This is a genomic window from Plantactinospora sp. WMMB782 (assembly GCF_049179135.1).
In the GTDB taxonomy this organism is placed as follows: domain Bacteria; phylum Actinomycetota; class Actinomycetes; order Mycobacteriales; family Micromonosporaceae; genus Plantactinospora.
In genome coordinates this window covers 1,825,906-1,844,519 of sequence record NZ_JBMHMC010000007.1, presented here as the reverse complement: position 1 = coordinate 1,844,519, position 18,614 = coordinate 1,825,906, and the positions used below count along the sequence as shown (strand labels likewise).

Below are 18,614 nucleotides of genomic sequence, written 5' to 3'. Positions count from 1 at the left end.
CGAAACTCTCCGACAGGCTCACTTTCCTTGACGAGAAGAGTTGTCGGTGGGACGCTTGCCCCATGTTCGACATCACGGTGATCGAGGATCCGGCGGCGGCCGAGGCGTCGCTCGACCCGATCCGGGCGCGGCTGCTGGCCGAGCTGGCCGAGCCGGCGTCGGCCACCATGCTCGCCGCCAAGGTCGGCCTGGCCCGGCAGAAGGTCAACTACCACCTCCGGGCACTCGAACAGCACGGACTGATCGAGCTCCAGGAGGAACGCCGCAAGGGCAACGTCACCGAGCGGGTGATGCGGGCCACCGCGGCCTCGTACGTGATCTCCCCGGCCGCGCTCTCCGCCGTGCGGCCGAATCCGGGCCGGTCACCCGACCGGCTGTCGGCCCGGTGGCTGCTGGCGGTCGCGGCCCGACTCGTCCAGGACGTGGGCGCGCTGATCACCGGTGCCGACCGGGCCGACAAGCGGGTGGCGACGTTCGCGATCGACGCCCAGTTGCGGTTCGCCTCGGCGGCCGACCGGGCCGCGTTCGCCGAGGAACTGGCGGCGACGGTCACCAGACTGGTCGGCAGGTACCACGACGAGTCCGCGCCCGGCGGGCGGGAGCACCGGGTGGTGGTCGCGCTGCACCCGCACGTCCCGACCGAGCGGGAAGGCACCGGCCAGCGGGCCGGATGACCGCCCGCCCTACCCCGCCCCGTTTCCGCAGTACGCCAGCGAATTGGAGACCGCCACCGTGGGACACGAGTTCGAACTGCGCAAGGAGATCGAACTGGCCGGGACGCCGGAGCAGGTCTGGGCGGCGATCGCCACCGGCCCCGGCATCGACTCCTGGTTCATGGGACACAGCGAGGTGCAGCCGGGCGAGGGCGGGCGGAACACCTTCACCATGGCCGGTCACACCGAAGAGTCGACGGTCACGGCCTGGGAGCCCGGAAAGCGGTTCCGGCACCGCACCGACCCCGGCCCGGACGGCACCTTCATGGCGATCGAATACCTGATCGAGGGACGCGACCAGGGCAGCACCGTACTGCACCTGGTGCAGAGCGGAGTGCTCGGCGACAACTGGGAAACCGAGTACGAGGCGATGGGGATCGGCTGGGACATGTACCTGGCCAGCCTCGCCTCGTACCTGCGCCACTTCCCGGGCCGGCACGGCGTCCCGGCCGCCGCCTTCCGACCAGGTGCCGGCGAGCCGGAACAGGTCTGGGCAGCCGTGGCCGGCGCGTTCGGCATCACCGGCGGGATCACCGAGGGCGCACCGGCCCGGCTCGCCGTCGACGGCCTGCCGCCGGTCGACGGAGTCGTCGACATCGCCGGCCTGCCGACCTACTTCGGGGTGCGCACCGACGACGCGCTCTACCGGTTCCTGCACTCCGGGATGGACCGGGGCAGCGTGCTGGTCCTCGGCCACCACCTCTTCGGCGCCGACGTCGACCAGGCCGGTGTCGAACGCGCGTGGCAGGACTGGCTGACCCGACTGCCCGTCGCCTGAGGCACCGGGAGGGGCTCGCAGCGTGCGCCGGGCCCCGCCCGGAACCCCTCGGCCCGGAGACAGGTCGGGGTCGTACACCAGGTGGAGTACGGATTCCGACTCCGCTCGGCGGACGTCCGGCGACACCCGGACTGCCTAGCGTCGGGGCATGGCTGAACGACGTCTGCTCTGGGTCGGACTGGTCGTGGCGCTGGTCGGCCTCGTCTTCAATCTCGGCTGGTTCTTCGTCCCGCCGCACGTCTGGTTCGACGACCCCGGCCTGGTGCCGATGCCCGAGGCGCTGCTCGGCTGGTGGGTGATCGCCATCGGGGTGGTACTCGTGCTGTGGAGCCTGCGGCCCCGGAGGCGGCCGTGACAACCCGGCGCAGGCTGCTCGGCTGGCTCGGCGCGGCCACCGGCCTGGTCGTCGCACCGGCCGCCGGATTCGCCGGCTATCTCTGGGCGGACTCCGGGCGCAGCAACGTCGGCACCCTGGGGTTCCGCAACCGGCTGCCGATCCCGCCGCTGCTGCCGCCCGCCGTCGACGCGGACGGGCGCCGGCGGTTCCGGCTCACCCTGGCACCGGGGCGCACCGAACTGCTCCCCGGCACCAGCACCATCACCTGGGGCGCCAACGGGCCGATCCTCGGGCCGACGCTGCGGGTCCGGCGCGGCGAGCGGGTGGCGGTCGACGTGACCAACAGGTTGCCCGAGACCACCTCGATGCACTGGCACGGGATGCACCTGCCGGCGGCGATGGACGGCGGGCCGCACCAGCCGGTCGCGCCGGGCCGGACCTGGCAGCCGTACTGGACGGTCGAGCAGCGGGCGGCGACCCTCTGGTACCACCCGCACCTGCACCGGCACACCGCCGCGCACGTCTATCGAGGGGTCGCCGGCCTGTTCCTGGTCGACGACGACGAGTCCGACGCGCTGCCGCTGCCCCGCCGGTACGGCGTCGACGACATCCCGCTGATCCTCCAGGACCGCAAACTGCACGACGACGGCACGCTCGACGAGTCCGGCCTGGCCTTCGGCGGGTTCTCCGTCACCGGACTGCTCGGCGACCGGATCCTGGTCAACGGCGGCTACGACCCGTACCTGGAGGTCGGCGACGAACTGGTCCGGTTCCGCCTGCTCAACGGCGCGAACGCCCGGGTCTTCTCGGTCGGCTTCGCCGACGACCGGGAGTTCTCGCTGGTCGCCACCGACGCCGGAATCCGGGACGCGCCGCTGCCGCTGCGCCGGCTGATGCTCTCGCCCGGCGAACGCGCCGAGATCGTCGTGCGGTTCCGGCCCGGCGAGGCGGTGCTGCTGCGCGGCTTCCCGGCCCCGATGGGCGGCAACGCGCTGATCCGGCGGCTGGCCGGCGGCGCCGACACCTTCGACCTGGTGCGGATCGTCGCCGCGCCGGCGCTGCGGCCGTCGCCCGCCCTGCCGTCCCGACTGGCCGCCGCCGCACCGCCGTCCGCATCGCCGACGCCGCCCCCGTCGCTGCCGGCCCCGACGTTGTCCGCATCGCCGACGGCGCCCCCGTCGCTGCCCGTGCCGAGCAGGGGCGAGCCGTACCGGATGACGATGGGAGACTTCCGGTTCGACGAGCGGGTGATGGACCTGACCCGGATCGACCGGGTGGTCCGGGCCGGTTCGGTGGAGACCTGGGAGATCGCCAACACCGGCGGCATCCCGCACAACTTCCACGTGCACGGCGCGTCGTTCCACCTGCTCGACGTGGACGGCCGGCCGCCTGCCTCCCAGCTGACCGGCGAGAAGGACACCGTGTACGTGCCGCCGGGCGGCCGCCTCCGGCTCGCCGTACGTTTCCTGGCACACTCGGACCCGCGGACGCCGTACATGTTCCACTGCCATCTGCTCGCCCACGAGGACGCCGGGATGATGGGACAATTCATCACCGTCTCCGCCCGGGACGAGTCACAGGTGCCGGCCGAGCTTTCGGGTGCACATCCGGGGCACGGAAAGTGAGGTTCGATGCGCCGGATCGACGTGCTGCTCGCGCTGGTCAGCGCCGCAGCCATCGCGGTGGCGACCGAGGTGGCCGCCGAGCCGGCGAGCCGGGACTCGACCGCCGCCGCGTACGCCCTCGCAGCGGTGCTGGGCGGCCTGCTGCTGTTCCGCCGCCGGCACCCGGTGCTGGTACTGGTTTTCTCGCTGGTCGCCGTGCTGGGCTACAACCTGACCGACTTTCCCAGCATCTCGCCGATCTGGCCGCTGCTGGTCCCGCTCTACACGGTCACCCGGGCCGGCCAGATCCTGATCGGTACGGCGGTCGGCGCGGCAGCCCTGCTGGTCTCCACCGGCTGGGTGCTGAACGCCGGAGTCGAACCGCTCCGGATGCTCGACGGCGTGCTCCGCGAGGCCGCGATGCTGGCCCTGGCCCTGGTGGCCGGCAGTGCGCTCCGCACCGCCGAACTCTACCGTCGGGAGGCCGAGGCCCGGCTCGCCGCCGAGCAGGCGGAACGGGCCCGGGAGTCCGCCCGGTCGGTCCTCGCCGAACGGATCCGGATCGCCCGCGAACTGCACGACGTCACCGCGCACACCGTCGCGGTGGTCGGCATCCAGCTCAACCTGGCCCGGGAACTCGTCCGGCGTGACCCGGACGCCGCCCGGGACCTGTTGGACAGCGCCCGAGGGATCAACGTGGACGCGATCGACGAGCTGCGCCGGGCGGTGCACCTGCTCCGCGAGCCCAGTCCCGCCGCCAGCGCACCCGAGCCGACGTCTTCGCCGGAGCTGCGGCCGTCACCGGACGAGACACAGCTCGGGACGTTGCTGGGCCGGGCGGCCGAGGCCGGCCTGACGACGACGCTCCACCGCGAGGGCGAAGCCCGGCCGCTGCCGCCCACCGTCGGCCTGACCGTGTACCGGATCGCCCAGGAGTCCATCACCAACGTGTTGCGGCACGCGCACGCCCGGTCGGTCACCCTCACCCTCCGGTACGCCCCGGACGGCGTCGGCCTCGACGTCCGCGACGACGGCAGGGGCGCCGACGCCGGGGTGACAGCGGCCGGACACGGCCTGACCGGGATGCGGGAACGGGCGACCGGGCTGGGCGGGAGGCTGCACGCCGGCCCGCTGCCCGACGGCGGGTACGCCGTCCGCGCATGGCTGCCCCGCACGGTCGACACCCCCGCGGATGCCCCCGCCCCCGCGGATGCCGCTGCCCCCGACGTCGCCGCTGCCCCCGACGTCGCCGGTGCCGTGCCGGCTCGCGCCGGTGCCGTGCCGGCTCGCGCCGAACCGGGGTGGTGAGCCGTTGACGATCCGGGTGCTGCTCGCCGACGACCAGCCGCTCGTCCGGGCCGGGTTACGCGGTCTGCTCGGGCTGGACGGGGACATCGAGGTGGTGGCGGAGGCGGCCGACGGCCCGGACGCGGTCCGGCAGGTACGGCAGCTCCGACCCGACGTCGCACTGCTGGACATCCGCATGCCGGTGCTGGACGGCCTGACCGCCACCGAGCGGATCAGCTCGGATCCGGCCACCGCCGGGGTACGGGTCATCGTGCTCACCACGTACGAGATCGACGAGTACATCTTCTCGGCGTTGCTGGCCGGGGCGAGCGGCTTCCTGGCCAAGACCGCGAGCCGAACGGAGCTGTGCCACGCCGTCCGGGTCGTCGCGGCCGGGGACGCGCTGCTCAGCCCGAGCGTGACCCGACGGGTGATCGAGGAGTTCGGTCGCCGCCCCGGGCCCCGACAGGGCTCGGCGGAGCGGCTCGCCGAGTTGACCGCCCGGGAACGTGAGGTGCTGACTCTGCTGGCGGGCGGGCTGGGCAACGCCGAAATCGGCCGGGCACTGCGGATGAGCCCGCTGACCGCCAAGACCCACGTCAGCCGGATCATCACCAAACTCGGTGTCCGGGACCGGGCCCAGCTGGTGATGCTGGCGTACGAGACCGGACTGGTCACGCCCGGTGGGGCCGGCTGTTGAGCCGCGTCGGCCAACTCCGACTCCCGCCGTCCGAGCCGCGTCAGGCGGTTTCCGTCGTCGGGGTGGGGCGGACGCCGGTGACCCAGAGCCGGTCCGCGGTGCCCTGCCCGACGGCATCCTCGTACGCGCTGACCTTGTTGGAGATCAGGTCCAGGCAGTCGTGGAGTTCGGCGATGCGGTCCAGTACCCGCTGCCGGTGCGCCCGGAGCAGTTCGAGCCGCTCCGCCTCGTTGCCCGGACCCTCGCCGACCAGTTCGGCGAGCCGGCGGATCGTGGCCAGCGGCATCCCGGAGGCCCGGAACTTCGTGCAGTTGGCGAGCCACTGCACGTCCCACTCACCGTAGACCCGTCGCCCGCCGCTGCTCCGGCGCAGCCGGCCGGTCAGCAGCCCCTCCCGCTCGTACAGCCGGAGGGTGTGCACGCTCAGGCCGGTACGCTCGGCCACCTGCCCGATGCTGAATTCCGCTGTGCTGTCGAGCATGGCCGGAGCATACGCGCGTCACCCCGGCTCCGGCGCGACCCGGTTCGGCAGCGGTGACCGGCGGCGGTGACCGGCGGCGTGACCCGGTCACTTGCCGCAGGGGATGCCCGCACCGTGTCGGGGTCGTTCGCGTGGTCGAACTGGCCGACGAGGTCGTTGCTGGAGGCGAAGACCAGCTCACCTGCAGGTGTCTGCCAGCGACGGTGGTGTTTGAGGGCTGATTGACGGACGATTTCTCGACCGAGAGTTCCGTGCGCCGGTCGCACCGGCCAGGGGTGGCGTGGCCGTTCGTTGCCGATCAGAAGTTTGGCTCTCGGGCCCGCTCCGCCTACCGTCGCCGAAGCCGGGTGGGTGGTCGCTGCCGCAGCGCGGTGGATAGGAGGTTCGGGTGGAGTCGGGGATGAGGGTGGAGACAGTCCGGCGAGCGGACAGGTCGGCGCGCTGGGAGCGGTTGACGGCGGTGCCGTTGACGGTGATGTCGGTGGTCTTCCTGGCGGTGTACGCGGCGCCGATCCTGCGTCCTGACATGGCGCCCGGATGGCGGAACGTCTGTGCTGTGGCGTCTGTCGTGATCTGGCTGCTCTTCTGGGTCGACATGTTGGTGCGCCTCAAGCTGGCCACCGACCGGCGTCGGTTCCTGCGTGGCCACCTGTTCGACCTTGCCGTACTGGTCCTTCCGGTGCTCCGGCCGTTGCGGGCCGTACGGCTGATCATGGTGGTGCTGACGATCAGCCGGCGCACGGAGGTCTGGGCGCGGGGCCGGCTCGCCGTCTACGTCGCCACCACCACCGCGCTGCTCGTGCTGGTGTCCGCGCTGGCAGCCCTGGACGCCGAGCGGTCGGGGCCCGAGGCGAACATCACCTCGTTCGACGAGGCACTCTGGTGGGCGACGGTCACCATCACCACGGTCGGCTACGGTGACCACTACCCGGTCACCACGACGGGACGATTCGTCGCGCTCGGGCTGATGATCGGTGGGATCGGCCTGATCGGTTTCGTCACGGGTTCGCTGGCGACCTGGATCGTGGAGCGTGTCTCCGCAGCCTCCGACCAGCAGACGACCACGGCAACGAGTGCGGACATCGCGGCGCTGCGGGCGGAGATCGCGGCGCTGCGTCAGCAGATGGAGGCGGCTGCACCGGACGGGCGCGCGACGGATGCGGACGGGCCAGCACCCGCGCCAAGGCCCTCGCCATGACCGCTCGACTGCTCGGCGAGGACCGCTCGACTGCTTGGCGAGGGCGCGCCGTACTGAGCCGGCCGCCCCGCTGGCACGGTGCGCCTCGGACCATCCGGCACCCGGTCGTGGACTCGGTAAGTCGGCTCCGGGCGGAAGGAAAGCGAGGCGGGAAGACGAAGCCCGAGCCGCTGTGGACCACGTCTGTTCTTCCGTCCTTGACCAGCGCCGAGCGACGTTGCCGGACCGAGGTCGGTCGCCGGTGGCGGTGCGCCCGTCCGGCCCGATGGTGTGCGGTCGGGTATGTGGTCGGTTGGCGTCCGTGCCAGCGTTGACGGCGGCAGTCGCTCCCTGCGGTACGCTGACAGCCGCGGCCAGCTAGCCTGGATCATGACGCCCTCGTAGCTCAGGGGATAGAGCATCGATTTCCTAAGACGATGCTCTATCTGTACCCGGAGGCTGACTACCTGCCGGTTCCTATTTTGTTTTCGTGTTAGTGGGTCGCACACGCGCGTTGCTGTGCTCGCTTGCTGAAGATCGGCAGAACGGGCGTAAGTCCTGCTCAGGCCATGCTTCGGTCGCTTCGACGCGTACTCACCGAGATCCGGTGAAGGTGCCGCGCCGCGTCAGTTTACGGTGTCGCGAGAGCGTGGGCCAGCAGCGTGGCGAGTTTGGCTGCGCGTGCCGGATGATGATGACCGACCCAGAGAACTCGTCCGATGAGGTATTGAGCGAAGTCGGGGTGGCCGTTCCGGTTCTGTGAGGCGAGGCCGGTGCGGGCGGCGTTGTGGAGGATGGCGCGGAGCTGGTCGTATTCGTTGCGTGGTGTGGCGGGGTGTTGGTTGACGACGAGTCCGGCGAGGAGTTGCCGGTCGGCTCGGCCGCGGACGCGGGTCTTGGCTGGATGGACTTGGAACCCCTCCTCGCGGGCGATGCCGGTGACGGCGGCGATCAGGTCGTCGATACGGCGGGTGGTGAGGTCGCCGGAGAAGGCTAGGTCGTCGGCGTATCGGGTGTAGGTGATCTCGAAGGCGTCGGCGAGGCCGGTGAGGCGTCGGTCGAGTCGGTAGGCGCACAGGTTGGCCAGTGCGGGTGAGGTGGGCGCGCCCTGTGGCAGGTGGCCGGTGCGCAGCGCGGCGAGCCGGGTGGCCCGTTGCGGCAGGTCGGTGGGTGCTTGGCGGAGGACGGGGGATGGAGTGCGGTTGGTGCAGAGTCCGGTGAGGGTGTGGGCGACGGGTTCGGGGTAGCCGGCGGTGCGGAACAGTCCGTAGACGCGGGTGGCGGGGATGTGGGTGAAGAAGGCGAGCAGGTCGATCCGGACGACGACCGGCTGCGCGGTGTGGGTGGCGGCGAAGGTGTGTGCGGAGCGGCCGGGTACGAAGCCGTGGGCGGCGGGGTGGACCGGGATGGGGCCGAGGACCTCGGTGAGCAGCCGGCGTTGCAGGGCGCGGAGCCGTGATTTCGGTGCCTCGATCAACCGGCCCCGGTCGGTCCAGCGGTAGTGGTAGTGGTGCAGCCGGTGGGCGGTGGCGCGTCGGTTCATGGCCCGTCGGTCGGCGTACCAGTCGAGGTGTTCGGTGCTCAGGTCGAGCATCGCGGCCAGGTCGCCGACGCTGTCGATGACCGGGGTGTGCCAGGGTCGGTGGACGGTGCGGGTCGGCGTCACGGGCCGCGTGTGGATGACGATCGGCCGCTGGTGCTGGCGGCCGGCGGCGACTGCCGCGCGCAGCGGATCGAGGGTGCTCAGGAACGTGGCGAGCTCGCGTGGCCGGTCGGTGGGTGGGCGCGGGTAGGCGACCAGGACCGCGTCGGCGACCGGCCACAGCCAACGCCGCCGGACCCCGAGGACGAGCCCACCCTGGCCGACGAGATCGGCGCGGCGCCAGACGTCGCCGGCGAGGAACGCGTCGGCGAGCGCGGTGGCGAGGGCGTGGATGGTAGTCACGACCGGGCCGATGGTGGCAGCGTGTCCCGACGACGCCCGGTCGTGCGGGTGCACAGGCTCGCGGAGCGTGCCGACGCACCTGTGGTGTGGTGCCGAGGTGAGTGTCGCGTCCCCGGGGTTGCCCCGGAGAGACCGTGACCGCACCCCACGTGGGGGAGTGGCCTGGTCAGCTCGGGACACGCTGCCATGGGAGCAGCGTAGAGAACGCAGATCGCCATCGGCGTCCGCGATGCGCGTGGCGCCGGCGCAGAGAACCGTTTCGCCGAGCCCCAACGGAGCACCGTCGCGGCCGGTGATCGGCGGCGGCTTCCTACTGGGATTCCTCCTTACCGGGGATTGCGGGATCAGCTGGCGGAGCCGTCAGGTCGCGGGGGTTCCTTTTCGCTGAGTAGTTCGCGGCGCCATTCGGCGAATCGGCTCCGGAGATTGTCCAGCGCTTGGCCGGCGATGCCGTACTGGGCGAAGTCGTCAGGATCGAGCAGGGTGGCTTGTCCGAGCGCGTTGGCGAAGATGCGCGGGTCGAAGCCACGGTCGGCGCGCTGCGCGAGGGCGAGGAGGGTTTCGCGGGTGTAGCGGCCGGATCGGAGTGTGGCGTCGATGTCGATGAAGTCCCGGGCGAATGCTCGTCCGTAGAGGGCGCTCATCTTATTGGCGACCGCGTCGTCGGGGTGGAGGACCGGTCCGATCGCCATGAGGATCGGTTCGTTGGCGCGCCAGTCCACGCCGAGTTCGACCTTGGAGACCCGCACGCCGTCGGTGACGGCCAGCCGGGCGAACGTGTCGTACTGCCGCTCGGTCTCGACGGTGAGGCCGTCGTTGCGGTAGGCGTGCACGACGGCGGTGACCGCGGCGGTGAACTCGTCACGGCGGTCCCAGGCGGTGAACAGGTCGACGTCCTCGCTTGGCCGCTCGAGAAGTCCGGCGGCCTGGACTGCGTAGCCGCCGGCCAGGGCGAAGCCGTATTGTTCGGCCGCCGCCAGCCCGGTGCGGGCGAGGCGTTCGTGGAAGGGGTCCACCGTTATGCCGCGGTGCCGCGGGTTGCGGCGAGTTCGGGGAAGGCTTCTTCCCAGCGCTGGCGGAGCTGGGGTGGCAGCCAGAGGGTGGGCCAGAGCCGCCGGAGGAGGTCGGCGTCGAGCCAGGTGTTGAGATCTTCGACTGTGCTGGCTTCGGTGAGTGTCACCTTGTACATGCTGGCCAGGCGTGCGGGCCGGTTCAGGTCGTACTCGGGGTGCCCGGACCAGTCGAGGTGACGCGGAAGCGTCACCGTGCCTTCGGTCGGGCCGCGCAGTTCGGTGAGGGTTTCGGCCACCACGTAGAGCCGCCGGTCACCGTAGGGTCGGTAGTCCGCCGGCGGTTGGGGTGGTGTCCTGCGCCGGCTGATGTTGGTCGCGCGCCGGACTTCCGGTCGTAGTGCCTGACGGATCGTCTCCCGGCTGTACCCGGTGACCCGCTGCAGATCGACCGGCCGCCAGCCGGCCGCGTGAAACGCCCGCAGTTGCTCATCCCGTTCGATCAACGCGGCCGCGCGTGTCGCCTCGTACCGGGAGACAACCGCGTGTAGCTCATCCTCGGAGAACCGACCCATGCAGTCAGCCTACTACGCTAGGCCCAGCACGCTTGGCTCCTCGTCATACCCGGGCAACTGGGTGGGGACCAGGCATGGTGATCGCGTTGGGATGCACTCATGTTCGGGTGAAGCCGAGGGCCCGGTATCCGGGCATGCGGCGTGGGAGTGAGGCGGCGAGGATGGGGGTGGCCGGGTCGTGGTAGTCGTGGACCTCGGCGAGGTCCTTGCCGGGCGCGGCGCGGATGACGCGGCCGGCGCATTGGACGAGTAGGCCGTCGTAGGAGATCGGGCCGGCGAGGAAGAGTGTGTCGAGGGCGGGGGCGTCGAAGCCTTCACCGATGAACGGTGTGATGCCGATGACGAGCAAACCCTCACCGGCTTTGGCGCCGTCGAGCCGGTCAACGATGGTTCGCCGTTCGCTGGTGCTCATCGCGCCTTGGAGCACGAGCGCCTGATGTCCGCGTGTGGCGAGCAGGGCGGTGAGAGATTCGACCTGGGCGACCCGTCGGGTCAGGACGAGACAGTTGCGACCCCGTGTGAGGGCTACGGCGACATCGTCGGCGATCTGGGTGTTGCGGGGCTCGTCGAGGGCCAGTCGCCGGTGTACCTCGGCGAGCGCGCCGGGGGCGTCAAGGTCGATGTCGCCGGGCTGGAAGGTGGTCTCGTGGATGAACAGCGCTCGACGTGGTCCGGCGTCGGCGTGCATCGCTGCCGCGAGAGTGCCTTGTTCCTCGTCGGTCAGGGTGTGCCGGACGGGTCCGAGTTGCCAGGTGACGAGTTGGCCGAGGCCGTCACGTCGGGTGGGGGTGGCGGTGAGGCCGAGCCAGAACTGCGCGGCGATCCGTTTGACCGAGTGCTCGTACGCGGCGGCGCCGAGGTGGTGGCATTCGTCGACGATGACGTGCCCGTACCCCTGGGTCAGGGTGGCGACGTCGTCGCGCCGCGCGAGCGAGGGCAGCAACGCGATGTCCACCGTGCCCGTTAGCTTGCGTCGGCCACCACCGAGTTGACCCGGCTTGATTCCGAGGAACTGCTCGACGCGGTTGCGCCACTGGTCGGCGAGAGCCTTGCGATCGACGAGGACCAGGGTGGAGGTGTTGCGTTCGGCGATCACGGCGCAGGCCATGACGGTCTTGCCGGAACCGGGTGGGGCGACCAGGATCCCGTCATCGTGGGCGAGCAGAACGCCGACCGCGTTGGCCTGCCTGCCGGTGAGTTCGGCGGTGAACGCGGCGTCGATCTCGGTCCCGGGGTTTCGTGCGTCCGTGACGGCCAGCCGCGACCCGGCGCGCTCGACGATGGTGGCGATGGTGTGCCGCAGGCCCCGCGGGAGGACCAGGCGGTCATCAAGGGTGAGGTCGTAGCCCTGGACGAAGCGTGGGGTGTCCCAGGTGGACTTGCGGAGCCGCTGCAACTCGTAGAACTTCGGGTTGGCCATGGCGGCGACGTGCTTGAACGTCGCCAGTGCGGCGGGGGTGAGCTGTCTGGCGTCGATGCTCAGGCCGGCACCGGCCTCCGCGTGGACCGCCGGAGGTAGCGGAGGATCCCCAGCTTCGTCAACACCTACGAGTGGGGCGACTTCAAGGGCGACCCACGCACGCTGATGGAGCGGTACTTCGACGCACACCTGTACCTGGCGAACTGGGGTACCCACCAGCTCATGCTGCGGCTACCGAAACACGTGCTCGACCCCGCAACCGTCGCTCAATACTGCCAGGGTGACAGCGCGTTCGCCTGGACCGCCGGCGAGCACGTCATCATCGACCTCCACGACGAGGACGAGGACGGCACCGACGAGTGGGACCTCGACGGCCACGGCCCGCTCACCTCGATCATCCCGGTCCGGGCCGGCCTCGCCGCCGGCGACCTGCGCCTGCTCTACCTGGCCTGGCTGCGCTGCGTACAGTCCGAGGAGATCGCCGACGACGAGCCCGAACCGCCCGTCCCCGCCGGGCTGTACACCCTCGACGCGGCCCTCACCGCCGTCGCCGAGTTTCTGCGCATCGACCCCGACCTGATCGCGGCCGCGGCCGCCGGGTCGACGCCGGCCACCTCCGGTGAACCGACCGCTGCGCAACTACGCACCTGGGTCGTCGGGCTGCCCGTCCGGGACAAGGACACCATCCTGACCGACCTGATCACCGGCGGAGACAGCCACCTGCGCAGCCGACTGCTGCGCCGCTACCGCGAGGCGCACCGCACCGATACCCCGGCCCCGACAGCCCTCCGCACCGCCGGTGAACTGCTCTCCACCGCCGCGGAGTTGCACGCCGAGAGGGAGCGACGGGACGCCGAGCAAAGCGAACGCGACGGGGACAGCTCATCGTTCCGACACCGGCTGGCCGAGCTACGGGCGGTGCACGCCCACAAGCCCAGCCTGCTCGAACGCCTCAACCTCGCAGGCCTCGACACCTGACGCTTGATGCGCCGCCCGGCGAGCTGGCCACCATCGCCTACACGCGCTGCAGCTTTCGCGCCCGGCGCCACGGCCTCAGACGATGATCGTCGGCCTGCAACAGATCCGGCGTGCGCGGCCATAGTGTGGTGTGAGGCATCAGGTACGGCCGTCGGACGAGGAACTCTGGTCTTCGATCACCACCGGTGACGAGGTGGCGTTCGGTCGGCTCTTCGACCGGTACTCCCGTCCGATCTACAACCACGCGTTCCGGCTGACCGGGTCGTGGTCCACGGCCGAGGACGTCACCCAGGCGACGTTCCTCGTTGCGTGGCGCCGCCGGCACGACGCGCGACTCGTGGACGGATCGGCGCTGCCGTGGTTGCTGGTCGTCGCCACGAACGCGGTCCGCTCCGAGTGGCGGTCGGCGCGCCGGTGGCTGGCGCTGCTACGGCGTCTACCGGGAGAGCGGTACGCCGATGGTGACCTCGCCGAGGACGTCTCTGCGCGGCTCGACGACGAAAGGCGGATGGCCGAGGTCCTCTCGGTGGTCCGCCGGTTGCCGCCGGCCGAGCGGGAGGCGGTGGCGTTGTGCCTGTGGTCCGGCGTGTCGTACCCGGACGCGGCAGCCGTGTTGGGCATCAGCGAGGTGGCGGTGCGGTCGAGAGTGAGCCGTGCGCGCAGCCGCCTGGCCCGCTTGGTGCCGCAGGAGATCCAGGAGGGGAAGCGGTGAACGACATTCTCGACCTGCCCGTAGAGCGGGACCTGCCGCCGGAGGCGGCGCACGCGATGCGGGCCCAAATTCTCGGCTTCGTGAACCCGCCGCCGGCGCGTAAGCCACGACTGAGGATCGCCGTGGCCGTGGCGGTGCTGCTGGCCGCGGCGTCCGGTGCCGTAGCGGTGGTGTGGGACCGGCCGGACCGATCGACCGTGCAGGTACTGGCCATGGGGCCCGGGGAGCTGTCGCCGACGCTGCAGAAAGCGGCCGAGCGGTGCCTGCAGTGGAATTCCCCGCAACAGCAGACCCGGCAAGATCCGGGTGAGCAACCCGTCCCGGTGTCCCTGGCCGACCTCGCGGTGGCCACCGAGCGAGGTGACCGCGCACTGGTGTTGTTCATGAACGACGTCGGCTATGCCACCTGCGACGTGGAGTGGGCGGGAACACCCCGGGAGTCCGGCGGGGGCGCCACTGAGCTGTGGCCGCACGGTGACCTGCTGCCCGGGCCGGTGCAGCGGCTGCTGCTGACCTCCACCGAGTTCGATGGCGGGGACGTCAGCGTCAGCGGCCGGGTCAGCAGCCGCGTCCACCGGCTCGTGCTCGACCACGGCGACGGGCGCAGCACAACAGCTCGGCTCTCCGGGGGAGCGTTCGGCCTGATGACCAGCGATGCCCGACTCAAGGCCGGCAACGCTCCTGAACTGGTTAGCTACGACGCCCACGGGACGGAGATCGACAGGCGTCCGCTGTTCCAGGCCGAGGACCAACTCGAGCATTGCTATACGGGCCGGGACGGGAAGCGGATCTACGGCAAAGCGACCAGCGACTGCCGTCCTGCCGAGAAGTGGGGGCGTTAGCCATGATCGGAGGCTGACCGCTGCCTGCGGCGTAGGGTCGTCACTCGCGGGTCAGCCCCGGTGGCAGCGCATCTTCGTTAGGTTGAATTCGGCGGGCATTGACCACGGGGTCGCGTTGGAGGGCGTGGATCACGGGTGTCGGGCCGCCGACACAGGTCCAGGTGTCGTCCCACAGCGCGGAGACCAGCCATGACCGGTCGGCGGGGAAGAACAGGTCGGGTAGCGCGCCGTGCGGGTGGCGGATATGACCACCGGTCCGCCAGGTGAGGGCTTGCTCGGGGCCGGCCTGGACCAGCACGTACGGCCAGTTCCAGTAGAGAAACACCCGTGGGGCGTGGGGGAAGACGACGTCGTGGGCGCCGGTGTCGAGGTAGGCCAGCCACCACAGCTGGTCGGGCGTATGCGTGGTGAGCTCCTCGATCAAGGCCTGCTCGTAGGCGGCGGCGGCGACATCGTCGGTCTGGTACGTGGTGGCGTAGGCGTCGAAGACCGGCGGGATGGCGGTGGTGATCGAGACTCCGGCAGTGGTGTGCCCGGCGATCCAACCCACGTCGGCGGCGGCGCCGATGCGCCAGTCCCGCCCGTCCTTGGTGACCTGCACATCGCTATTCAAGCCGCTGTAGCGACGGCTGGCGTGGGAAGCAGGCTGGTACCGCACATCGTGTCCGGGATGCCGGCCGGCGACGGCGGCAGGCTCAGGGTTGCCGCGCCCGCGGAGCCAGGGGGTGGGGATGGTTGAAGTGTGTTCCGCCGTGATCGTGGCTGAGCCTCGAGGTGCCACCCACTTCTCGCTCCGCGGGCCGGTTGGTTGAACGGGCGCGGCCCTGCGGGCCGTAGACCCTGATGCCAGGAGGCGGTGGGTATGGCTGCGTGTGTTTCGAGCTGTGGTCCTGGGCTGGGAGAACGGCGGTCCGGGTGACATGGGTGAACGTGGGCCACTCCCTGCTATCCCAGGTGAACCCCCAGGTCGCTAGACTAGGCCCTCGCGCCCTCGTAGCTCAGGGGATAGAGCATCGGTTTCCTAAACCGTGTGTCGCAGGTTCGAATCCTGCCGGGGGCACCAGCGCGAGGCCCTGACCAGCAGAAAGACAGGCAGGGCATCGATATTTATCTATTCAATTCGCCCCCCGAACCCCCCCAATAACACCTGGGCGATCGGATTATGACCAGCCCGCCGGGCCTGGCCGTTCGAGGATGCCGGAGCTGTCCGGAGCGAGTGTGGGCTTAACGACGTAGTGCTTGGTTGTGACCTGGTCGGTGGCGTGCCCGAGTTGGGCTGCGGCCTGTTGGGGTTGGCCTCCTTCTCGACGAGGTAGCCGTCTTCATCCCGAGTAGCGGGTGGTCTCGCTGCGGTGCAGAACGAGGATGGCTGCACGATCGCGGACGCACGGCGCTGTGCGGGCCAATGCGGCGGTTGCCGATTGCGGCTGGACGCGTGACAGCGCCGGGGCGGCCGTGCGCCGGTCACCACGTGGTGACCGGCGCACGCTGCCGGCGACACCGCCCTCGTTCAGACGACCGGCACCCTGCAGCCGACAGCGGCGGGACCGCGGTAACGGAGGAGTACGGCCTTCGGGAACGGCATGGGGCTTTAGTCAGCCCAGGTACTTCTCCCAGGGGCCCGTGATGGCCAGGGTGAGGCCGGGGTCCTGCATGTTGACGAAGAGGATCTTGCCGTCGGCGGTGAATGTCGGTCCGCAGAACTCGGAGTCGTTGAGCTGGTTGCGGGCGATCGCGTACGTCGGGCCACCCGGGATCGCGCTGAGCACGTGGGATGCGCCGGAGCCGTCCTCGGCGAGCACGAGGCTTCCCCACGGGGTGACGGTCACGTTGTCCGGGCCGTCGAAGGTGATGTCGCTGTATTTGACCGGCGTACCCTCCTCCGAGGCGGTCTGGTGCGGGAAGTATGTCACCAGTTGGATGGTATTGGCCTTGTAGTTGTAGAACCAGACCATGCCGTCGTGCGGGGCCGCGTCCGCCGGCAGGTCACCCTCGTCCCAGGCGTAGGAGTTGACCACGTACACGCCCTCGTCGGTGCCCCAGACGCCCTCGAACTTGCGTCCGCGGGTGACCTGGCCGTCGGTGAACTGCTCGCGTACGGGCTTGTTCCGCGCGTCGCGGTCGGGCACCTCGATCCAGCGCACCGGGAAGGGCCGGCCCAGTTGGGCGGAGGTCAGGTAGGCGACGTCCGGCAGCACCGAGCCGTCGTCCATGATGATCTGCATCGCGGCGAGGACGCCGGCGTTCGGTGTGAGGCGGGTGAGCACGCCGGGGCCCAGCTTGACGCCGCGTGGCGCCGTCCAGCGGTAGAAGAGGCCGTTCGGCTCGTCGGCGTCCTCGGAGAGGTAGATCGCGGTGCGGTCCTTGTCGACGGCCAGGGCCTCGTGGGAGTAGCGGCCCAGGCACTTGATCGGCCTCGGGTCCGCGCTGCCGTCGGCCCAGACCTCGAAGACGTAGCCGTGGTCCTTCTGGAAGACGCCGGACCGGCCGTCCTCCTCCCACTCGTCGCCGGCCCGGTCCTCGGTCTCCTCGCAGGTGAGCCAAGTCCCCCAGGGGGTCGGCCCGCCGGCGCAGTTGGCGACGGTGCCGGAGAGGGCGACGAACTCACCCAGGTTCCGGCCGGCACGGTCGGTCTTGATCACGGTGCAACCGCCGGCGTCGACGGCGCCCGGGTCGTAGACGGTGCCCTTGACGTGCGGTACGCCGAACTCGGCGCCCGGGTCGATTTCGTGGTTCTGGATCAGGGTGTAACGGCCGTGGCCGGCGTCGTAGACGGCCATACCGTCGTGGTCGGCCGGGGTCGGCCCCTGGCCGCGGTCGAGCCGGGTGACACCGGTCCGGGTGACGACGGTGTAGCTGAAGCCCTGGGGCAGGGCCAGGATGCCGTCGGGGTCGTCGACGAGCGGTGGGAAGGGCACGTGGCCGCCGGGCTTTGCCGGTGGGTGGGGCCGGCCCGGGCTGGCCTGCGCCAGGGACGGCAGGCCCCCGGCGACGGCGAGGCCTACACCGGCGGCGGCGCCGCTGGCGAGGAGGGTACGACGAGAGGGAGGCACGTGGATCAGCTCCTGGTCAGGATGAGGACGACTGACACCCAACTCCTGCGGACGGACACCGACACGTCACCTACGGGGTGGATTGGTGACATCGGAGTAAAGATTCAGGGTCTTACGCCCCGGTCAGGGGCCGCTACGTCGCGTTTCCTGTCGACAACAGGGTGGTTCGCCGCCCTCCCGTTAGGCTGGGTGCACCGTTCGTGACTTGTCGTGGCCGGCGAGCGCCGGGTTGTTCGAGGAGGTCGGAGCTGTCCGGAGCGAGACGGGCTTGACCGACGTGACGACCCTCGGCCGACCGGGCCCGACCCGGGCGGTGGCGGCGTGACCGGCGCGCCGCGCCGGGACGGCTCAGCGCAGCAGGTAGCCGACTCCCCGGACGGTGTGCAGGACCGGCGGGCCGCCGAGCTTGCGGCGGAGTTGCGCGACGAGCACGTCCAGCACGTTGGACGAGGGCGCCACGATCTCGTCCCAGCCCGCGGCGATCAGTTCGGCCCGGGGCACCGGCGCGCCCTGCGCCCGGATCAGCCGTTCCAGCACGACGAACTCCTTGGCGGACAGGGCCAGCGGCCGGTCGTCGCGCCGGGCCTCGTACCGGCCCGGGTCCAGCACGAGGCCGCCCCGGCTCAGCAGCGGCGCCGTACCGATGCCACCACGCCGGCACAGGCTGCGCACCCGGACCACCAGTTCCGCGACCGCGAACGGCTTGCCCAGGTAGTCGTCGGCCCAGTCCAGACCGCGTACGCGTTCCTCGGGTGCGTTCCGGCCGGTCAGGAACAGCACCGGGGTCTCCCAGCCGGCGCGGCGCCGGTCGGCCACGTAGCGCAGCGCGTCGCCGGCCGGCAGCATCCGGTCGAAGACGGCGCAGTCGTACGCGTTGACGCTCAACGCCTCGTCGACCTCCGGCAGGTCGGCCACCGTGTCCACGGCGAACCCCACGCCGCGCAGCGTGGCGTCGACCGCGCAGCGCAGATCGTCGTCGTCCTCGGCCACCAAGACCCGCAT

General features: G+C 70.9%; 18 protein-coding genes and 1 tRNA gene. 11 read left to right on the top strand and 8 right to left on the bottom strand.

Annotated features, from left to right (window positions below; genetic code table 11):
* Window positions 1–62: 62 nt before the first annotated feature.
* From ACN28A_RS10475 to ACN28A_RS10450, 6 genes are all read left to right on the top strand, one after another.
* Window positions 63–674: an ArsR/SmtB family transcription factor gene (locus ACN28A_RS10475; RefSeq protein ID WP_421394535.1), complete on the top strand. Its 612-nt coding sequence runs from the start codon at window positions 63–65 to the stop codon at window positions 672–674.
* A gap of 43 nt (window positions 675–717) precedes the next feature.
* On the top strand, window positions 718–1,491 hold the full coding sequence (locus ACN28A_RS10470; RefSeq protein WP_421394532.1) for an SRPBCC family protein: 774 nt from the start codon (window positions 718–720) through the stop codon (window positions 1,489–1,491).
* A gap of 148 nt (window positions 1,492–1,639) precedes the next feature.
* Entirely contained in the window at window positions 1,640–1,846 is a 207-nt protein-coding gene (locus ACN28A_RS10465; protein ID WP_421394529.1) for a hypothetical protein, read from the top strand.
* A complete protein-coding gene (locus ACN28A_RS10460) occupies window positions 1,843–3,453 on the top strand; it encodes a multicopper oxidase family protein (RefSeq protein WP_421394528.1) in 1,611 nt (536 codons plus the stop codon). Before ACN28A_RS10465 ends, ACN28A_RS10460 begins: the two co-directional genes overlap by 4 nt.
* Before the next feature lie 6 nt (window positions 3,454–3,459).
* Window positions 3,460–4,740: a sensor histidine kinase gene (locus tag ACN28A_RS10455; protein WP_421394526.1), complete on the top strand. Its 1,281-nt coding sequence runs from the start codon at window positions 3,460–3,462 to the stop codon at window positions 4,738–4,740.
* A 4-nt stretch (window positions 4,741–4,744) separates the two neighbouring features.
* Window positions 4,745–5,419 (top strand): response regulator, encoded by a 675-nt coding sequence (locus ACN28A_RS10450; protein ID WP_421394524.1) that lies wholly within the window; start codon window positions 4,745–4,747, stop codon window positions 5,417–5,419.
* A 40-nt stretch (window positions 5,420–5,459) separates the two neighbouring features.
* Here the strand turns inward: ACN28A_RS10450 and ACN28A_RS10445 are convergent, their stop codons facing one another.
* Window positions 5,460–5,900 (bottom strand): MerR family transcriptional regulator, encoded by a 441-nt coding sequence (locus ACN28A_RS10445; RefSeq protein ID WP_421394522.1) that lies wholly within the window; start codon window positions 5,898–5,900, stop codon window positions 5,460–5,462.
* Between the two features lie 400 nt (window positions 5,901–6,300).
* Here ACN28A_RS10445 and ACN28A_RS10440 point away from each other — a divergent pair, with 400 nt between their 5' ends.
* Entirely contained in the window at window positions 6,301–7,098 is a 798-nt protein-coding gene (locus tag ACN28A_RS10440; protein ID WP_421394520.1) for a potassium channel family protein, read from the top strand.
* 610 nt (window positions 7,099–7,708) lie between these two features.
* Here ACN28A_RS10440 and ACN28A_RS10435 read toward each other — a convergent pair.
* The 4 genes from ACN28A_RS10435 to ACN28A_RS10420 all read right to left on the bottom strand — a co-directional run bounded on the left by ACN28A_RS10435 (window position 7,709) and on the right by ACN28A_RS10420 (window position 12,027).
* Entirely contained in the window at window positions 7,709–9,022 is a 1,314-nt protein-coding gene (locus ACN28A_RS10435) for a reverse transcriptase family protein (protein ID WP_421394518.1), read from the bottom strand.
* A 344-nt stretch (window positions 9,023–9,366) separates the two neighbouring features.
* The gene (locus ACN28A_RS10430) at window positions 9,367–10,038 is read right to left on the bottom strand and encodes a nucleotidyl transferase AbiEii/AbiGii toxin family protein (RefSeq protein WP_421394516.1); all 672 of its coding nucleotides are present in this window, start codon (window positions 10,036–10,038) and stop codon (window positions 9,367–9,369) included.
* A 2-nt stretch (window positions 10,039–10,040) separates the two neighbouring features.
* On the bottom strand, window positions 10,041–10,607 hold the full coding sequence (locus ACN28A_RS10425) for a hypothetical protein (protein ID WP_421394514.1): 567 nt from the start codon (window positions 10,605–10,607) through the stop codon (window positions 10,041–10,043).
* 97 nt (window positions 10,608–10,704) lie between these two features.
* The gene (locus tag ACN28A_RS10420) at window positions 10,705–12,027 is read right to left on the bottom strand and encodes a DEAD/DEAH box helicase (protein WP_421394513.1); all 1,323 of its coding nucleotides are present in this window, start codon (window positions 12,025–12,027) and stop codon (window positions 10,705–10,707) included.
* Between the two features lie 165 nt (window positions 12,028–12,192).
* Between ACN28A_RS10420 and ACN28A_RS10415 the strand changes: the two genes are divergently transcribed.
* From ACN28A_RS10415 to ACN28A_RS10405, 3 genes are all read left to right on the top strand, one after another.
* The gene (locus ACN28A_RS10415; protein ID WP_421394511.1) at window positions 12,193–13,005 is read left to right on the top strand and encodes a hypothetical protein; all 813 of its coding nucleotides are present in this window, start codon (window positions 12,193–12,195) and stop codon (window positions 13,003–13,005) included.
* A 130-nt stretch (window positions 13,006–13,135) separates the two neighbouring features.
* Window positions 13,136–13,717, top strand: coding sequence for an RNA polymerase sigma factor (locus ACN28A_RS10410; protein WP_421394510.1), 582 nt, complete (start codon window positions 13,136–13,138; stop codon window positions 13,715–13,717).
* Window positions 13,714–14,559, top strand: a complete 846-nt coding sequence (locus tag ACN28A_RS10405) for a hypothetical protein (RefSeq protein ID WP_421394507.1) — start codon at window positions 13,714–13,716, stop codon at window positions 14,557–14,559. Before ACN28A_RS10410 ends, ACN28A_RS10405 begins: the two co-directional genes overlap by 4 nt.
* Window positions 14,560–14,599: 40 nt before the next feature.
* Here ACN28A_RS10405 and ACN28A_RS10400 read toward each other — a convergent pair whose 3' ends face one another.
* Window positions 14,600–15,160, bottom strand: a complete 561-nt coding sequence (locus ACN28A_RS10400) for a hypothetical protein (RefSeq protein ID WP_421394505.1) — start codon at window positions 15,158–15,160, stop codon at window positions 14,600–14,602.
* A 386-nt stretch (window positions 15,161–15,546) separates the two neighbouring features.
* Here ACN28A_RS10400 and ACN28A_RS10395 point away from each other — a divergent pair.
* Window positions 15,547–15,622: transfer RNA gene (locus tag ACN28A_RS10395), tRNA-Arg, on the top strand.
* A 532-nt stretch (window positions 15,623–16,154) separates the two neighbouring features.
* On the opposite strand, the gene ACN28A_RS10390 is transcribed toward ACN28A_RS10395, so the two are convergent.
* Window positions 16,155–17,477: an alkaline phosphatase PhoX gene (locus tag ACN28A_RS10390; protein WP_421394503.1), complete on the bottom strand. Its 1,323-nt coding sequence runs from the start codon at window positions 17,475–17,477 to the stop codon at window positions 16,155–16,157.
* Window positions 17,478–17,960: 483 nt separating this feature from the next.
* On the bottom strand, window positions 17,961–18,614 hold the full coding sequence (locus ACN28A_RS10385) for a response regulator transcription factor (protein ID WP_421394500.1): 654 nt from the start codon (window positions 18,612–18,614) through the stop codon (window positions 17,961–17,963).